Source organism: Curtobacterium sp. MCLR17_032 (genome assembly GCF_003234795.2).
Lineage (GTDB): Bacteria > Actinomycetota > Actinomycetes > Actinomycetales > Microbacteriaceae > Curtobacterium.
Map to the genome: position 1 here is coordinate 2475076 of NZ_CP126268.1, position 16473 is coordinate 2491548.

Here is a 16473-nt window from a genome sequence, read left to right on the forward strand (position 1 = left end):
TGGTCGTGAGCACCCTCGCAGACCTGTACCATGGGGTGTCGTCACCGTGAGGTGATGGCTCGGAGGATTCGCCTAGTGGCCTATGGCGCACGCTTGGAAAGCGTGTTGGGTGCAAGCCCTCGGGGGTTCGAATCCCCCATCCTCCGCAGGAACCAGACGGAACCCCCGCAGCACCAGCTGCGGGGGTTCCGTCGTTCCGGTCTCCCCCAGCCGGGAGGCCCGTCCACCGCTGGTCCCCCAGGCTGCGGACCGGCCCGCACCCCGTCTCCTGCGGACCCTCCGGAAAGCGGTACCCGGCCTGTCCGGCGCCCCGTTCCTCCCCTATGCTGACCGGACCGAGCACGCCGGAGGGACCCGGTCGGGCTCGGCACCATCGGACGGCACAGACGCCGTCCCGGGCCGACCACGATTCGTGCCCGGCGCCATCATCGCTCGCACACCGAGCCCCGTCTCCCGGGGCGGATGTCGGGCGATCCGGCGCAGTCCGGGGACGAGGAGGCCTGCCGTGGGGGCAACGACGGCGCGAGCGACACCGCTCGACACCAGCACCGCAGACGTGGTCATCCGACCGCGCGCTGCCCTCGTGCGTTCAACGGCACTGAGCATCGGCTTCTCGGCCGTCCCGATCGCCGTCGCCGTCGTCTGGGTCGCCGTCCCGAACGGTCCCTGGCTCGTCGTCGGCGCCGTGGTCGGGCTGTTCACCCTCGCCGTCCTGGTGGCGTTCCTGCGCCTGCGTTCGTCCTTCGTGGCGGTCGACCCCGACCGGGTGGCGATCCGGGGGGTCCTCAGCGCGCGACGATCGTTCGCCAGGGCACAGGTGCACGAGGTCGTGCTCGCCGCCACGCACGGCGCCGCGGTCGACCGCACCAGCCGCGAGCTCGTCGCCTTCGACGCGAACGGCGAGACGCTCTTCCGGATGCGCGGGGAGGTCTGGGGCGACGACGGCATCGACCGCCTGGTCGACACGCTCGACGTCCGCACCACCCGCTTGGCCCGGCCGATGTCGACGCGGGAGTTCACCCGGCGCTGGCCCGGCATCCGCGCCTGGTACGAGCGGCCCCGCGCCTACGTGCTGGTCGGTGGCGTGACCGCGCTCGCCGTCGGGGGTCTGCTCGTGGCCGAGGCCGTGGGGCTCGCGCGCCGCTGACCGTCCCGGCGCCGCCGATGTCGGCGCTCCGGCGTCGGCGCTCCGGCGTCAGCGCTACCGATGTCCGTGCTACCGGCGTCGACGCAGCGTCGAGAAGACGCCGCGCACGACCTCCTTCGCGATCGACCGTCCGAGCGAGCTGCCCAGCGCACCGCCGAGCAGGTCGCTCAGCGGATCGCCGCTCGCCCGCGAGGTCGAGGACGAGGACGAGGACCGATGGGACCGACCGGACCGTGACGACGACCGCGACCGCCGTTCCGCTGCAGCACGGTCGGCGCGCTCGATGTCCCGCTGCGCCTTCTCGTACTCCGCCTGCGCCGCCGCCCGCTCCTTCGCCTCGCGCTTCGCGTCGGCAGCCGCCCGGCGGGACGCCTCGACCCGGGCCTTCGCGTCCGCACGTTCGGCATCGGCTGCGGCGTCTGCAGCGGCCTCGGCCGCGTCGTCGGCCGCTGCCTGGGCTGCGGCCGCCTCGAGTCGGCGGGCGAGCATCTCGTGCGCCGAGTCCGGGTCGACGCGGGTGCCGTAGGTCGCCAGCAGCGGTGAGGCGTCGACGCGCGCCTGCATCACGTCCGCCGGCATCGGGTCCATCGAGCCGCGCGGTGCCCGGAGCCGGGTCCACGCGACCGGGGTCGGTGCGCCGCGTTCGTCCATCACGGTGACGATCGCTTCACCGGTCGCCAGGGAGGTCAGCACCTGCGCCAGGTCGTAGTCGCTCGTCGGGTACGTCGACACCGCAGCACGGAGGGCCTTGGCGTCGTCGGGGGTGTGCGCGCGGAGCTGGTGCTGGATGCGCGACCCGAGCTGCGCCAGGACCTCGCTCGGCAGGTCCTCGGGGCTCTGGGTGACGAAGACGATGCCGACGCCCTTCGACCGGATCAGCCGGACCGTGCGGACGATCTGGTCGCGGAAGTCCTTCGAGGCGCCGTCGAACAGCAGGTGCGCCTCGTCGAAGAAGAACACGAGTTCCGGACGGTCGCGGTCCCCCACCTCGGGCAGCTCGTTGAACAGGTCGGCGAGCAGCCACATCAGGAAGGTCGAGAAGACCTGCGGCCGGTCCTGCACGCCCGGCACCTCGAGCAGGCTGACGATCCCCGGGCCGTCGGCGGCCGTCCGGAGGAACAGCCGGGTGTCGATCTCCGGCTCGCCGAAGAACTGGTCGGCACCGGCGTCGGCGAACGTGATGAGTTCGCGGAGGATGACGCCCGCGGTCTGCTTCGACAGCCCGCCGAGCTCCGCCAGCTCCGCCTTGCCCTCGGGGCTGGTCAGGAAGGTCAGGACGCTCCGCAGGTCGGTGAGGTCCACGAGCGGCAGCCCGGCGCGTTCGGCGTGGTGGAACACCAGGCCCAGGGACGACTCCTGCGTGTGGTTCAGCCCGAGGACCTTGGCGAGCAGCAGCGGGCCGAACCCGGACACCGTTGCCCGGATCGGCACGCCGGTCCCCTGCCCGCCCAGGGAGTACAGCTCCACCGGCACCGCGGCGGGCGACCAGTCCTGGCCGATCCCCGTCGTCCGGTCGAGCAGGCGGTCACTCGGTGTACCGGGCAACCCGAGGCCGGACAGGTCGCCCTTCACGTCGGCCGCGAAGACCGGCACCCCGGCGGCGGCGATCTGTTCAGCGAGCAGCTGCAGGGTGCGGGTCTTGCCGGTGCCCGTCGCGCCGGCCACCAGGCCGTGCCGGTTGAGCATGCCGAGCGGGATGCGGATCTGCACGTCGGGGAGCGCGTCGCCGTTCACCAGCGCGCCGAGTTCGAGCACGCTGCCCGTGACCTGGTACCCCTGCCGGACCAGGGCGACCGCGTCGGCGTCGAGCGGAGCCGCGGACGCGGGAGCGGGCGGCGCTGCGGACGCGGGAGCGGGCGGAGCCGCCGCAGCGGGAGCGAGCGGAGCCGCCGTGTCGGTCGACTCGGACGCCGGCGCGACCGCCTGCACGTCCGCCGGCTGCGCACCGGACGTGACCGGAGCCTCCGCACCCGACGCGACCGGAGCCTCCGCCCCGGCTCGCACCGCGGCCGCGAGCTCGTCCGCCCGTCGCGCCGCGTCCTCTGCCAGCCGCACCGCTTCGTCCGCTGCGGCCCGCGCAGCCGCCGCCGCTGCCCGTGCCTGCTCCACCGCGTCGTCGTCCATGCGGCACAGCCTAGGGACGCACCGGTCCCGCCGTCCGGCCGGTCGGCAGACCTGTGGAGAACCCGGTCAGTGCGTCAGCGCCGGGACGGTCCGGGGCCGCACGACGACCCACAGGACCAGGATCGCGACGGCTGCCGTGCAGCCCATCACGAGCGCCATCGGGGTGGCGGTCGAGATGCCGAGCAGTCCGACGACCGGTGAGATGAGTCCGGCGACGCCGAAGTTCAGGGCTCCGAGGAGCGAGGCGGCGGTACCGGCCTCCTTGCCGTGCGAGGCGAGTCCGATCACCTGCACGAGCGGGAACGAGAACCCGCAGGCGGCGATGTAGAACCACAGCGGGATGAGCACGCCGACCAGCCCGGCACCGAGCTGGTCGAGGACCACGATCGCCAGGGCGGCGAGGAACAGGGTCGCCGTCGAGCCGACCAGGATCCACTGCGGACCGACCCGCTGCGCCAGCCGCGACGAGATCTGCACTCCGAGGACCACACCGACGGAGTTCACCGCGAAGAGCAACCCGTACTGCTGGGGATCGAGCCCGAACACGCCCTGGAACAGGAACGGCGAGGCGCTGAGGTACGAGAACAAGCCGCTGAAGACCATCGCGCCGATCAGGGCGACGCCGACGAAGATCCGGTCCGAGAACAGCGCCTTGTACCGCTGCCCGATGGTGGAGTGACCGGACTCCTGGCGTCGCTCCTTCGGGAGGGTCTCGACGATGAGCAGGATCGACGCGATCACGACGGCGGTTCCGTAGCAGGCGAGGAACACGAAGATCCCGCGCCACGAGACGAACCGCAGCATCTGCGACCCGATCAGCGGCGCGAGGATCGGCGCCAGGCCGTTCACCATCGCCAGACGCGACAGCATCCGGACGAGGGGCTTGCCGCCGAACAGGTCACGGACGGTCGCCATCGCGACCACACCACCGGCCGCGGCGCCCATGCCCTGCAGCACGCGGAACACGGCCAGCACCTCGACGTTCGGCGCGAGGGCGGCGCAGATCGACGCCACGACGTGCACGCTGGTCGCGATGATGAGGGGCAGTCGGCGTCCGACCTTGTCGCTCCACGGTCCGACCAGTAGCTGGCCGATCGCGAAGCCGATGGTGGTCGCCGTCAGGGTGAGCTGGACGGCGCCCTCGGAGATGCCGAGGTCGCGCTCGAGCGACGGGAACGCCGGCAGGTACAGGTCGATGGTGAACGGCCCGAGCGCCGTGAGCGCTCCGAGCACGAAGACGTAGACCAGACGCTGACCACGGGTCAGGGAGTCGCCGGGGTGCAGGATGGTCTTGTGGGGACCGGTGGTCGCGGGCGCGGACACGAGGGGATCCTCCGAAGGGGACGAGAGAGTGGGATCGGCCGCTCGAATCGATTCGGTCCGTTCCACCATGGTACGGGTTGCCCCGGACGGGCGACAACCGTCGGACGGGACGGTCCGCGCTCCACGGCTCGATCGCGCCCCGCCCGGTCGCCGCTTCCGCCGGGGCACGGACGGGAGGCCCGCCAACCGTCCTCGATGCCGGTGCGGCGGACGTGTGGCCGGGCCGGACGGTGCGGTACGGTCGGACTCCTGACCCGCGCTCGTCGCGGGACCGATCGAGATGGGAGGAGCGTCATGGTCGACGCTCGGATCCTGCACACGACGGCCGCACTCCGCGAAGCCGTCCTGCGCCTCGCCGCCGATCGTCCGGTCTCCGAGATCACGGTCGCGGACGTCACCCGTGCCGCCGGCATCAACCGCGCGACGTTCTACTCGCACGCGGTCTCCCCCGGCTCGTTGCTGGCGGACGTCCTGACGCCCGAACTCGACCGGATCCGTGCGGACGACGCCGAGGCCCGCCGCGTGGCCGTCGAGCGGGGTGCTGGCCCGGACGACCTCGCCGCCATCACCCGGCGGGGCATCAACGCCGTCGTCGACCACGTCACCGCACACCGCGAGATCTACGCGCTCGCCCTGCCCGACCCGGCGGACGCGTCGCTGCACCGCCTGCTCGTCGACCACTTCACGGTGTCGAGCACGATGCACATCCAGGAGCTCGACCCCGCCGTGAAGCCGGAGCTCATCGACGAGGTCGCGGCGGGCTTCGTGGCCCAGGGCTTCGTCGGCGCGATCGAGGCCTGGCTCGGTGGCCCCCGCCGGTCCCGCAAGGCCCTGGTCGAGACGATCACCCGGTCGTTCCCGGCCTGGTGGAGCTGACCAGCCCCTCCGAACCTGCTACTGCTTCGTCGGCTCCTCGCCGCGCTGCAGCGACGACACCGTGTCGACCGCCCGGCTGACCAGCGCCGCGTCCGAGTCGCCGCCGTCGACGCGGTAGTCCGACGACAGTCCGTCGTTCCCGCCCCCGGAGGACGGCAGCGCGCCATCGAGCGCGACCACCACGACCCCGGCGTCGTGCGCGGTGCGGAGCTCGGTGCGGAGCGCCGACGCATCCGCCGCACGGACGAGCAGGGCCTTCGCACCGGTCCGGACCAGGTCGCGGACCGCCGCACGCTGCCGTGCGGGCTGGTCGCCGGTGGCGACGCGGATGTCCGGGCGGAACCCGGCCTCGGTCAGCTCCTCGCGGAACCGGGTGGCCAGGGAGCGGCCGTCGCCCGAGTCGCTCGGGGTCCCAGCGTCCTCGGTCAGCACGACACCGATCACCGCGTTGTCGGCGAAGCCGCCGTCGGAACTCGTCAGGTCGGTGCTCCGGACCGGGGTGGGTGCGGCCGTGGTGGTGCCCGTGCAGCCGGCGAGCACGACCGTCGCCGCCGCGAGGGCGGCGGTCAGGACGGCGACTGCGGTGCGGCGCACGGTTCCTCCTCGTTCCGGGGTCTGCCAGGCTACCCGTCCGACACCGGCGGGGGCGGGACCGCTCCGAGTCGGCGGACGGCGACGAGCCCCACGAGGGCGATCAGCGTCATCGCCACGAACACCAGCGTGAAGGCGACCGGCTCCTCCCGACCGCCCGCGGCCGTGAACAGCAGCCCGGCCACCGCGAGGCCGACGACGCTGCCCGAGGCGTCCGCGATCGTCAGGGCGGAACTCGCGAAGCCGTCGTCGCCCTCGCGCGAGAACCGGAGCGTCAACATCGACGTCCGCGGGTAGGCGACGCCCATCCCCGCGCCGCCGACGAACCACCCGGCGACGAGCACCCAGGCGGGCAGGCCGACGAAGGCCACCGCGAGTGCCGACAGCAGGCTCACCAGGACCAGCCCGAGCCCCACGGCGAACGCCCGGGCCGCGGGCAACCGGTCCTCGCCGAGCCGGCCGTGCGCCCAGCTCGCCGACGCCCAGCTCAGTGCCGCGACCGTCAGGGCGAGCCCGGCGGCCGAGGCGCTCAGCCCGTGCTGGGCCTGCAGCAGGAACGGCACGTACGCCTCGCTGCCGAAGAACCCCGCGGCCAGGACGCCGCGGAGCAGCACCACCGACGGCAGGCCCGGCCCCCCGGTGAAGGTCCGTCGCGGCAGCAGCGGGCGGAGTGCCGCCCAGGCCCCGACGAGCCCGACGACGACCGAGGCGACCCGGACCGGCACGGGCAGGTCCGGGGCGAGGTTGAGCAGGAGCACCGCTGCGGCGGCGCCGACCGACCACCCGATGCGGCTGCCCTGCCAGGGCGGGCGTGCCTCCAGGGCGGGTGCGTGCAGACGGCGGAGCGTGGGGACCAGGCACGCGAACGCGACCACCGCGATGCCGAGCGCACCCGCGAACACCCAGTGCCAGCCGAACGCATCGGTGACGATGCCCGCGAGCGCCGGACCGATCAGTGCCGGGACGACCCACGCGGCGGCGAACCCGGCGAACACCGCACCGTGCAGCTCGGCGGGGAAGACCCTGGCGACCAGCACGTAGAGGACGACGTCGATCGCGCCGGCGCCGAACCCCTCGACCAGTCGTCCGGCCAGGAACACCGGCATGGTCGGGGCGAGCATCACGATCGCGGTACCGACCGCGAACAGGGCCGCGGACACCCACGCGACGACACGACCACCCGCACGGTCCGTCCAGTTGCCGGCCAGCACCATGCCCGGCACGCCGGCAGCCAGGGGTGCGGCGAAGCTCAGCGAGTACAGCGCCTCACCGTGCAGGTCAGCGGCGATGACCGGCATGATCGTCGTCATCGCCAGGTTCTGGAACGCCGAGACCGCCACGATCGCGACCATGCCCACGGTGGCGACGAGGTGGCGAGGCTCGAAGAGGCTCGGCCGCGTCGCCGTCGTGGAGGTCACCCGTTCATCGTAGGACGGTCGAGCCGGACCCGGCGCGGGCGGGCGCCGGCCCGGGTCCGTCCGCGTTCGGACCGCTCAGCGCTCGAGCGCCTGCTGCACGTCCGCGACCAGGTCGCCCGCGTCCTCGATGCCGACCGACAGGCGGACGACGTTCTCCGGGACGGCGAGCTCGGTGCCCTTGACCGAGGCGTGCGTCATCTCGCTCGGGTACCCGATGAGCGACTCCACCCCACCGAGCGACTCGGCCAGGGCGAACAGCTCGGTCGACTCGGCGAACCGCTTCGCCGCCTCGGGACCCCCGGCGAGCGCCACCGACAGCATGCCGCCGAAGCCGCGCATCTGCTTCGCCGCGACGTCGTGCCCCGGGTGCTCCGGCAGACCCGGGTAGTAGACGTGCTCGACCGCGGGGTGGGCGAGGAGCGCCTCGGCGACGGTCTGCGCGTTCGCGGAGTGCCGCTCCATCCGGACGCTGAGGGTCTTGATCCCGCGGATCGTCAGCCACGCGTCGAACGGCGACGAGATCGCGCCGCCGCCGAACTGCACGAACGCGACCTTCTCGGCGAGCTCCTGGTCACGGAGGACCACGGCGCCGCCGACGACGTCCGAGTGGCCGCCGAGGTACTTGGTCGTCGAGTACACGACGACGTCGGCGCCGAGGGCGATCGGCTGCTGCAGGGCCGGCGAGGCGAAGGTGTTGTCGACGACGACCAGCGCGCCTGCCTCGTGCCCGATCGCGGCCAGGGTCTCGATGTCGGCGATCTTCATCAGCGGGTTCGTCGGGGTCTCGACCCACAGCACGGTCTTCGCCGGGCTGTCCGCGAGTGCGGCACGGACCCGGTCGGGGTCGCTCATCTCCACCGTGACGAGGTCGATCCCCCACGGCACGTGCAGGCGGTTCGCCAGACGGTGGGTGCCGCCGTAGACGTCGTTGCCCATGACGATGCGGGCGCCGGGCTCCAGGTAGGCGCGGAGCAGGGCGTCCTCCCCCGCCAGGCCGGACGAGAACGAGTACGCCGCGACACCGCCGTCGAGGTCAGCGAGGAGCGTCTGCAGCGAATCGCGGGTCGGGTTGCCGGACCGCGAGTACTCGTAGCCGCCGCGCAGGCCGCCGATACCGTCCTGCACGTAGGTGGAGGTCAGGTAGAGCGGCGGGATGACGGCGCCGGTGGGGCCGTCCGGCTCCTGGCCGGCGTGGATGGCGCGGGTGCTGAACTCGGTCATGTCGCGGGTGCCCCTTCCGGGAGGCTCGGTGCGGTCTGGGTGGGTCGGGTCGCGGTGGGCGTCGGCTGGGTCGCGTGCTGCCGGGCCGGCGTCGGCTGCGTCGCGTGATGCCGGGCCGGCGTCGGCTGCGTCGCGTGCGGCCGGGCCCGCGTCACTCGGAGAGGTAGGTGAGGAGGTCGTGCCGGGTGAGGACCGTGACGGGCTTGCCGTCGTTCACGACGAGCAGCGCGTCGGCCCCCTCGAGCCCCTTGCGGGCCGCGGCCAGGGACTCGCCGATGCCGATCAGCGGCAGCGGGTCCCCGACGAACGGCGCGAGGGCGTCGGCCATCCCCGCTGCGCCGGTGAAGACGTGGCCGAGCAGGGCCTTCTCCTCCACCGCGCCGGCGACCTCGCCCATCACGACCGGCGGTTCGGCGCTGAGGACCGGCATCTGCGAGACGCCGTACTTCGTCATGATGTCGATGACGTCGCGGATGGTGTCCGACGGGTGGGCGTGCACGAGGTCGGGCAGGCGACCGTCCTTGCCCGCGATGAGGTCCCCGACGGAGCGTTCGTCGTCGGTCTCGGCGAAGCCGTACGAGCGCATCCACCGGTCGTTGAAGATCTTGCCGAGGTAGCCACGGCCGCCGTCGGGCAGCAGGACCACGACGACGTCGTCCTCGGACAGGGACTCGGCGGCGCGGAGCGCGGCGACCACGGCCATCCCGCTCGACCCGCCGACGAGCAGCCCCTCCTCACGAGCCAGGCGGCGGGTCATCGCGAACGACTCGGCGTCGGAGACGGCGATGATCTCGTCCGGGATCCCGGCGTCGTAGGCGGCCGGCCAGAAGTCCTCGCCGACACCCTCGACCAGGTAGGGACGACCGGTGCCGCCGGAGTAGACGGAGCCCTCGGGGTCAGCGCCGACGATCCGGACGCGCCCCTCGGACGCCTCCTTCAGGAAGCGCCCGGTGCCGGAGATCGTCCCGCCCGTGCCCACGCCCGCGACGAAGTGGGTCAGCTGTCCCTCGGTGTCCCGCCAGATCTCGGGACCGGTCGTCTCGTAGTGGCTGCGGGGGCCGTTCGGGTTGGCGTACTGGTTCGGCTTGTACGCGCCCGGGATCTCGCGCACCAGCCGGTCGGACACCGAGTAGTAGGACTCCGGGTCATCCGGTGCGACGGCGGTCGGGGTGACGACGATCTCGGCACCGTACGCGGTGAGGACGTTCCGCTTGTCCTCGCCGACCTTGTCCGGCAGCACGAACACGCAGCGGTAGCCCCGCTGCTGGGCGACGAGCGCGAGTCCGACGCCGGTGTTGCCCGAGGTCGGCTCGACGATGGTGCCGCCGCGCCGCAGCTCACCGGAGGCCTCGGCCGCGTCGAGGATCCGCGTCGCGATGCGGTCCTTCGACGAGCCGCCCGGGTTCAGGTACTCGACCTTGACCAGGACGGTCGCCCGGATGCCCTCGGTGACACGGTTCAGCTTGACCAGCGGGGTGTCGCCGACCAGGTCGACGACGGAGTTCGCGTAACGCACTCATCGAGTCTAGGCGGCGCATCCCCGCTGTCCACGGAGTGCGTCGCCCGGTTTCGGGGCTCCCCGGGAGCACCCGTTGCGCGGTGCCCGAGCGCCCGTCGTCGACCCGGCCGAGACCCCGCGTCGGACGCTGTCCGCCCCGGGGCGGCCGGGTCGGTCCGGAGCCAGCCCGAGACCACCGGGTCGGTCCGGGGTCAGCCCCGGCTCGAGACCACCGGGTCGGTCCGGGGTCAGCCCCGGCTCGAGACCACCGGGTCGGTCCGGGGTCAGCCCCGGCTCGAGACCACCGGGTCGGTCCGGGGTCAGCCCCGGCTCGAGACCACCGGGTCGGTCCGGGGTCAGCCCCGGCTCGAGACCACCGGGTCGCTCTGCTGCTCGTGCAGCGTCGCGTACGTCCCGCCGCGGGCCAGGAGCTCGTCGTGCGTCCCCTGCTCGGTGATCTGCCCGTGGTCGAGGACGAAGATGACGTCGGCGTCGCGGATCGTCGACAGCCGGTGCGCGATCGAGATCGTCGTGCGCCCGCGCGCAGCGGTGTCGAGCGCCGCCTGCACGACGCGCTCGGAGATCGAGTCGAGTGCACTCGTCGCCTCGTCGAGCACCAGGACGGGCGGGTCCTTGAGCAGCACCCGGGCGATCGCGATCCGCTGCTTCTCGCCGCCGGAGAGCCGGTAGCCCCGCTCCCCCACGATGGTGTCGTACCCGTCCGGGAACGACGCGATGGTCTCGTGGATGTTCGCCGCCCGCGCCGCCCGTTCGAGCTCGGCGTCCGTCGCGTCGGGCTTGGCGTACCGCAGGTTGTCGCCGATCGACGAGTGGAACAGGTACGTCTCCTGGCTCACGATGCCGATGTGCGCCATCAGGTCCTCGTGCACCAGGTCACGCACGTCCTGTCCGGCGAACCGCACGGAGCCCGCCGTCGCCTCGTAGAGCCGTGGCACCAGGTACGAGATCGTGGTCTTGCCCGCACCCGAGGGGCCGACGAACGCCGCGAACTGCCCCGGCTGCAACTCGAACGAGACGCCGCGCAGGGTCGGCTTGTCCGGCTCGCCGTCCGGGTAGGCGAAGGAGACGTCGTCGAAGGCCACGTGCCCGACGCGGCGTTCGTCCACCGGCTTCGCGGTGGCGGAGTCCGTGATGGCCGGCTTCAGGTCGAAGTACTCGAAGATGCGGGCGAACAGCGCCCCGGAGGTCTGCAGGTCGAGCACGACCCGGAGCAGGCCGACCGTCGGGAACAGCAGCCGGGACTGCACGGTCGTGAACGCGACGATCGTGCCAGCGGTGATCGGGACGCCGCCTTCGATCAGGTACGCCGCCACCAGGTAGATCACCGCGGGGATGATCGACAGGAAGATCTGCACGATGGCGAAGAACCACTGGCCGGACATCTGTTGGCGGACCTGCAGGCCGATCTGGTTGCGGTTCTCGTCGCCGTAGCGGTGGATCTCGCTGCGCTGCTGGTTGAAGCTCTTCGCGAGCAGGATCCCCGACACGCTCAGGGTCTCCTGCGTGATCGCCGTCATGTCCGACAGCGACTCCTGCGTCTGGGCGGCGATCCGGGCGCGGACCTTGCCCACCTTGCGCTGCGCGATGACGAGCAACGGCAGGAGCACGACGGCCACCAGGGTCATCTGCCAGCTGAGCAGCAGCATCGCGACGACCGCCGCGATGACGGTCACGGTGTTGCCGAGCACGGACGAGATCGTGTTGTTCAGCACGCTGGCGACACCGCCGACGTCGTTCTGCAACCGGCTCTGGATCACGCCGGTCTTGGTCCGCGTGAAGAACGCGAGCTCCATCCGCTGCAGGTGCCCGAACAGCCGCATCCGCATGGCGCCCATGACCTTGTTGCCGACCGTCGCGGTCAGGTAGGTCTGCCAGACACCGATGCCGGCGCTGAGGATCCAGAGCCCGATCATGGCGCCGACGAGCACGGCGAGCACCGGCACGTCGGGGCGTCCGCCGGGCGGGAACAGCCCACGGTCGAACGCCTGCTGGGTCAGGAGCGGTGGGACCACCGACACCGCTGCCCCGATGAGGACGAGGACGACCGTCAGGCCGATCGAGCGGCGGTGCGGGACGAAGAGCCCGGCGATGCGGCGGAGCAGGTGCGGGATCTGGGGCGCTTCGGCGTTCGCGGCACGCTGCGCGTCCGGGTCTCCGCTGGAGATCCGGCTGCGGCCGTGGCCGCCGCCGGGCCCGCCACCACCACGCATCCCGCCGCCACCGGCGACGGAGCCCATCTGACTCATCGACACCCTCTCCACGCCTCGCGGCGTCGTCCTCGCATGAATGTACGCCCGCGCACCGACCCGGCCCGACGCGTTCGCCGAGGGCTGTGGACGGAGGTGATCCGTGCCTCCCGTGTGCAGGAGTGGACGCGACCGGTTTGGACCCCGTCCGAGGGCCGTGGGACGATGACCCGTCCCCCGCCCGTGCCCCCGTGAGGTCCCATGTCGTCCGCGCCGTCACTCGCCCACCAGCTCCTCCGGCGGAAGCCCGTGGACCAGCTCCGAGCCGAGGCAGCGGCCGGGGTCGACGGACAGCCGCTCCGCCGGACCCTGGGCGTCTGGCACCTGACGATGATCAGCGTCGGCGCGACACTCGGCACCGGCATCCTGGTCGTCCTCGGGACCGCCGTGCCGCTCGCCGGCCCCGCCGTCTGGATCTCGTTCGTCCTCGCGGGCGTCGCCGCGCTGCTCTCCGCGCTCTCCTACGCCGAGATGGCCGGCGCAGTCCCGACGTCGGGATCGAGCTACTCGTACACCTACGCGACCATGGGTGAGGGCATCGCCTGGGTCTGCGGGTGGTGTCTGGTCCTCGAGTACGCGGTGTCGGTCGCTGCCGTGGCCGTCGGTGCCAGCCAGTACGTCGACGAGACGCTTCGGGTCTTCGGGCTGCACCTGCCGACGGCGCTGTCCGCGCCTCCCGGTGACGGTGGTCTCGTGAACCTGCCGGCGGCCGCACTCGTCCTCGTCGCGATGCTGGTCCTGCTGCCGGGGGCGAAGGAGAGCGCCTGGGTGAACACGCTCATGGTGCTCGTGAAGATCGCACTACTGGTGTTCTTCGTCATCGTCGCGTTCTCGGCGTTCCGGATCGGGAACTTCGAACCGCTCGCGCCGATGGGTGCCGCCGGTGTGAGTGCTGCGGCCTCCCGGCTCTTCTTCTCGTACATCGGTTTCGACGCTGCGTCCACCGCCGGCGAAGAGGCGAAGAACCCCCGCCGCGACCTGCCGCGCGCCATCATCGGGTCCATCGCGCTCATCACCGCGCTGTACATCCTGGTCGCCGTCGCGGCCATCGGTGCGCGGTCGTGGACGTCCTTCTCCGCCGACGAGGCCTCGCTCGTCCGCATCGTCGTCGACGTCACCGGGCAGCCCGTCGTCGCGCTCGTGTTCTCGATCGGCGCGGTCATCGCGATCGCCAGCGTCGTCCTCACCGTGCTCTACGGCCAGACCCGGATCCTCCTCACGATGGCGCGCGACGGTCTCGTGCCGAAGGTGTTCGGTCGGGTGTCGCCGCGCACCGGGACCCCGATCGCGAACACCCTCATCGTGGGCATCGTGGTCACGATCGTCTCGGCGCTCGTCCCCCTCGGCGAGCTCGCGGACGCGACGAGCATCGGCACGCTCATCGCGTTCGCACTGGTGAACATCTCGGTGATCGTGCTCCGGCGCACGCAGCCGGACCTGGAACGGTCGTACCGGGTGCCGTTCTTCCCCGTCGTGCCGGTCCTCGGCGTGCTGTTCTGCCTGTTCCTGGCGGTGACGCTCGGCGCGGGCACGTGGATCGCGTTCGGCATCTGGATGGTCGCCGGCGCGGTGCTCTACGTGGCCTACGGCCGCCGCCACAGCACGCTCGCGTAGCGCGCCCGCCGCCGCGAGGTTCGCGCTCAGCGACAGTTCTCGCGCCGGGTCGCCCGAGCCGTGTCGCTGAGCACGAACCGCGCCGTCCCTCCACATCGGCACCCGCGATGTGTCCTGTGCACAGGCGTGGCCCGCGGCGATCGACGGGGCTCTGTGGTTCTGCACCATCGAGCATGCACGAGCATCGGAAGCGTCCGCACCTCCTCCGGGCCGACACCCCTGATCGAAGCGTTGCGCGCGCACTGCAACGAGGACACCGGAGCGGGGAACTCGTCCTCCTGCGGGCCGGGGTGTTCATCCGGCGGTCCGAGTGGGAGGCGCTGGACGAACCCGGGCGTCACCTCGCACGGGCCCGCGCGGTGGCCCCCGACCTCGAGCCCAGCAGCGCCTTCTCGCACGTCACTGCCGCCGTCGCGCACGGCTGGCCGGTCATCGGGAGCCTGCCCGAGCGGGTGCACGTCACCGATGACCTCCGTCCCCGGACCGCGCACCGAGCGGGACTCGTGCGACATGCCGGCCCCGTCCCCGAGCTCGACCCGATTCGGCTCGACGGCGTCGGCGTGACTGCGCCGCTGCCCACGGCGCTGTCGTTGATCCGCTCGGTGCCGGTGCACGTCGCAGCCGTCGCCCTGGACGCCGGCCTCCGGGACGGCGGTTTCGATGTCGACGACCTCGTCGCATCGCTCCCCACCGCCGGCGAACGAGGCTCCGCCCGCGGGCCCATCGTCGTCGGCGCCCTCGACTGCCGACACGAATCAGTCGGTGAGTCGTTCACGGCGATCCGCCTCGTCGAACTCGGCGCTCCGACAGTGGTGCCGCAACACGAGTTCGCGGGTTCGGGCGGCCGTGCCGATCGGGTCGACTTCTGGCTCCCGGACGTCGGCGTCGTGATCGAGTTCGACGGCAAGCAGAAGTACGTCGATCCGACGATGATCGGCACCAGTGACCCGGCCGAGGTGCTGTGGCGCGAGAAGGTCCGCGAAGACCGGCTGCGTCGTCAACCGGAGGTCCGGACGGTGGTCCGGGTGACGTGGTGGCATCTCATCGAACTTGACCGCTTCCGCGCGCTGCTCCGGGCACACGGTGTGCGCTTCTGAGTTCTGCGTGGCGTGTTTCGCGCTGAGCGACAGGGCTCGCCGGATGCAGCACGAGCGCTGTCGCCCAGCGCGAAACTCGGCCAGCCCGCCCCGCACACGACGAAGGCCGCCGCCCCGAGGGGCAGCGGCCTTCGTGACCAGAAGGTCAGACTCAGACGAGCTCGACGGTGGCGCCGGCGGCCTCGAGCGAAGCCTTGGCCTTGTCGGCGGTCTCCTTGTTGGCGCCCTCGAGCACCTTGGCGTCGGCGGTCTCGACGAGCGCCTTGGCCTCGCCCAGGCCGAGCGACGTGAGGCTGCGGACCTCCTTGATGACCTGGATCTTCTTGTCACCGGCCGACTTGAGCACGACGTCGAACTCGGTCTTCTCCTCGACCTCCTCGGCGGGGGCAGCAGCGCCACCGACCGCAGCAGCGGCGACGGGGGCGGCAGCGGTGACCTCGAAGACCTCTTCGAACTTCTTCACGAAGTCAGAGAGCTCGATGAGCGTGAGCTCCTTGAAGGCCTCGATGAGCTCGTCCTGCGAAAGCTTCGCCATGATTTTCTCCTACTACTCAGTACGTGATGTGGTTGTGGAACGCGTGCCTGGTCAGGCCGCGGACTCCTGCTTCTCGCGGAGGGCGTCCACCGTGCGGACGGCCTGCGAGAGGGGTGCCTGGAACAGGTACGCAGCACCGAACAGCGAGGCCTTGAAGGCGCCGGCGAGCTTGCCGAGCAGCACTTCGCGGGACTCGAGGTCGGCGAGCTTGTCCACCTCGGTCGCGGTGAGCGGGTTACCGTCGAAGTAACCACCCTTCACCACGAGCTCGGGGTTCGCCTTGGCGAATGCACGCAGCGACTTCGCGACGGCGACGGTGTCACCGTGGACGAAGGCGAGAGCGGACGGACCAGCGAGCTCGTCGTCGAACGACGTGATGCCTGCTTCGTTGGCCGCGATCTTGGTCAGCGTGTTCTTCACCACGGCGTACGTGGCGTGCTCACGGATCGAGTTGCGGAGCTCCTTGAGCTGCGCGACCGTGAGACCGCGGTACTCGGTGAGCAGAACGGCGTTCGAGCTACGGAAGGACTCCGTGAGCTCGGCGACCGCAGCTTCCTTGTTCGCCATGGTTCTCCTTGGGGTTCTTGCTGGCAGCCCCGGGTCCCATGGCTGTGGTGAACACAACCCGCACACGAAAAAAGCTCCGGCGCAGAGGCTCGGAGCTGCTCCGACACGATGTGTAGGAGTGGTTCTGAACACCTGCGCGGGCTGCCTCGTGACGAGGACCTTCGGTCACTGTCCATGCGTGAACACGGCAGCAAC

General features: G+C 71.8%; 13 protein-coding genes and 1 tRNA gene. 5 read left to right on the forward strand and 9 right to left on the reverse strand.

What is annotated here, in order from left to right; genetic code table 11:
• Positions 1-61 precede the first annotated feature (61 nt).
• Both DEI97_RS11595 and DEI97_RS11600 read left to right on the forward strand, forming a co-directional pair.
• Positions 62-146: transfer RNA gene (locus DEI97_RS11595), tRNA-Ser, on the forward strand.
• A 437-nt stretch (positions 147-583) separates the two neighbouring features.
• Positions 584-1147, forward strand: a complete 564-nt coding sequence (locus DEI97_RS11600; RefSeq protein WP_284158272.1) for a hypothetical protein — start codon at positions 584-586, stop codon at positions 1145-1147.
• A 69-nt stretch (positions 1148-1216) separates the two neighbouring features.
• Here the strand turns inward: DEI97_RS11600 and DEI97_RS11605 are convergent, their stop codons facing one another.
• Positions 1217-3271: a helicase HerA-like domain-containing protein gene (locus tag DEI97_RS11605; protein ID WP_111074325.1), complete on the reverse strand. Its 2055-nt coding sequence runs from the start codon at positions 3269-3271 to the stop codon at positions 1217-1219.
• A 66-nt stretch (positions 3272-3337) separates the two neighbouring features.
• On the reverse strand, positions 3338-4594 hold the full coding sequence (locus tag DEI97_RS11610; protein WP_253463725.1) for a multidrug effflux MFS transporter: 1257 nt from the start codon (positions 4592-4594) through the stop codon (positions 3338-3340).
• 294 nt (positions 4595-4888) lie between these two features.
• Between DEI97_RS11610 and DEI97_RS11615 the strand changes: the two genes are divergently transcribed.
• Positions 4889-5470: a TetR/AcrR family transcriptional regulator gene (locus DEI97_RS11615; protein ID WP_181439184.1), complete on the forward strand. Its 582-nt coding sequence runs from the start codon at positions 4889-4891 to the stop codon at positions 5468-5470.
• Positions 5471-5488: 18 nt separating this feature from the next.
• On the opposite strand, the gene DEI97_RS11620 is transcribed toward DEI97_RS11615, so the two are convergent.
• The 5 genes from DEI97_RS11620 to DEI97_RS11640 all read right to left on the reverse strand — a co-directional run bounded on the left by DEI97_RS11620 (position 5489) and on the right by DEI97_RS11640 (position 12456).
• A complete protein-coding gene (locus tag DEI97_RS11620; protein WP_181439185.1) occupies positions 5489-6064 on the reverse strand; it encodes a substrate-binding domain-containing protein in 576 nt (191 codons plus the stop codon).
• 29 nt (positions 6065-6093) lie between these two features.
• Positions 6094-7479, reverse strand: coding sequence for an MFS transporter (locus tag DEI97_RS11625; protein WP_111074328.1), 1386 nt, complete (start codon positions 7477-7479; stop codon positions 6094-6096).
• Positions 7480-7554: 75 nt separating this feature from the next.
• Positions 7555-8700, reverse strand: coding sequence for a cystathionine gamma-synthase (locus tag DEI97_RS11630; RefSeq protein WP_111074329.1), 1146 nt, complete (start codon positions 8698-8700; stop codon positions 7555-7557).
• A gap of 151 nt (positions 8701-8851) precedes the next feature.
• Positions 8852-10216 (reverse strand): cystathionine beta-synthase, encoded by a 1365-nt coding sequence (locus DEI97_RS11635; RefSeq protein WP_111074330.1) that lies wholly within the window; start codon positions 10214-10216, stop codon positions 8852-8854.
• A 338-nt stretch (positions 10217-10554) separates the two neighbouring features.
• Positions 10555-12456, reverse strand: coding sequence for an ABC transporter ATP-binding protein (locus DEI97_RS11640; RefSeq protein WP_111074331.1), 1902 nt, complete (start codon positions 12454-12456; stop codon positions 10555-10557).
• Positions 12457-12666: 210 nt separating this feature from the next.
• On the opposite strand from DEI97_RS11640, the gene DEI97_RS11645 reads away from it, so the two are divergent.
• Positions 12667-14079: an amino acid permease gene (locus DEI97_RS11645; protein ID WP_111074332.1), complete on the forward strand. Its 1413-nt coding sequence runs from the start codon at positions 12667-12669 to the stop codon at positions 14077-14079.
• A gap of 173 nt (positions 14080-14252) precedes the next feature.
• On the forward strand, positions 14253-15176 hold the full coding sequence (locus DEI97_RS11650) for a hypothetical protein (RefSeq protein WP_146248091.1): 924 nt from the start codon (positions 14253-14255) through the stop codon (positions 15174-15176).
• 151 nt (positions 15177-15327) lie between these two features.
• On the opposite strand, the gene rplL is transcribed toward DEI97_RS11650, so the two are convergent.
• Both rplL and rplJ read right to left on the reverse strand, forming a co-directional pair.
• On the reverse strand, positions 15328-15711 hold the full coding sequence (rplL, locus tag DEI97_RS11655; RefSeq protein ID WP_111074334.1) for a 50S ribosomal protein L7/L12: 384 nt from the start codon (positions 15709-15711) through the stop codon (positions 15328-15330).
• Between the two features lie 51 nt (positions 15712-15762).
• Positions 15763-16278, reverse strand: a complete 516-nt coding sequence (gene rplJ, locus DEI97_RS11660) for a 50S ribosomal protein L10 (protein ID WP_110824615.1) — start codon at positions 16276-16278, stop codon at positions 15763-15765.
• Positions 16279-16473: the final 195 nt, after the last annotated feature.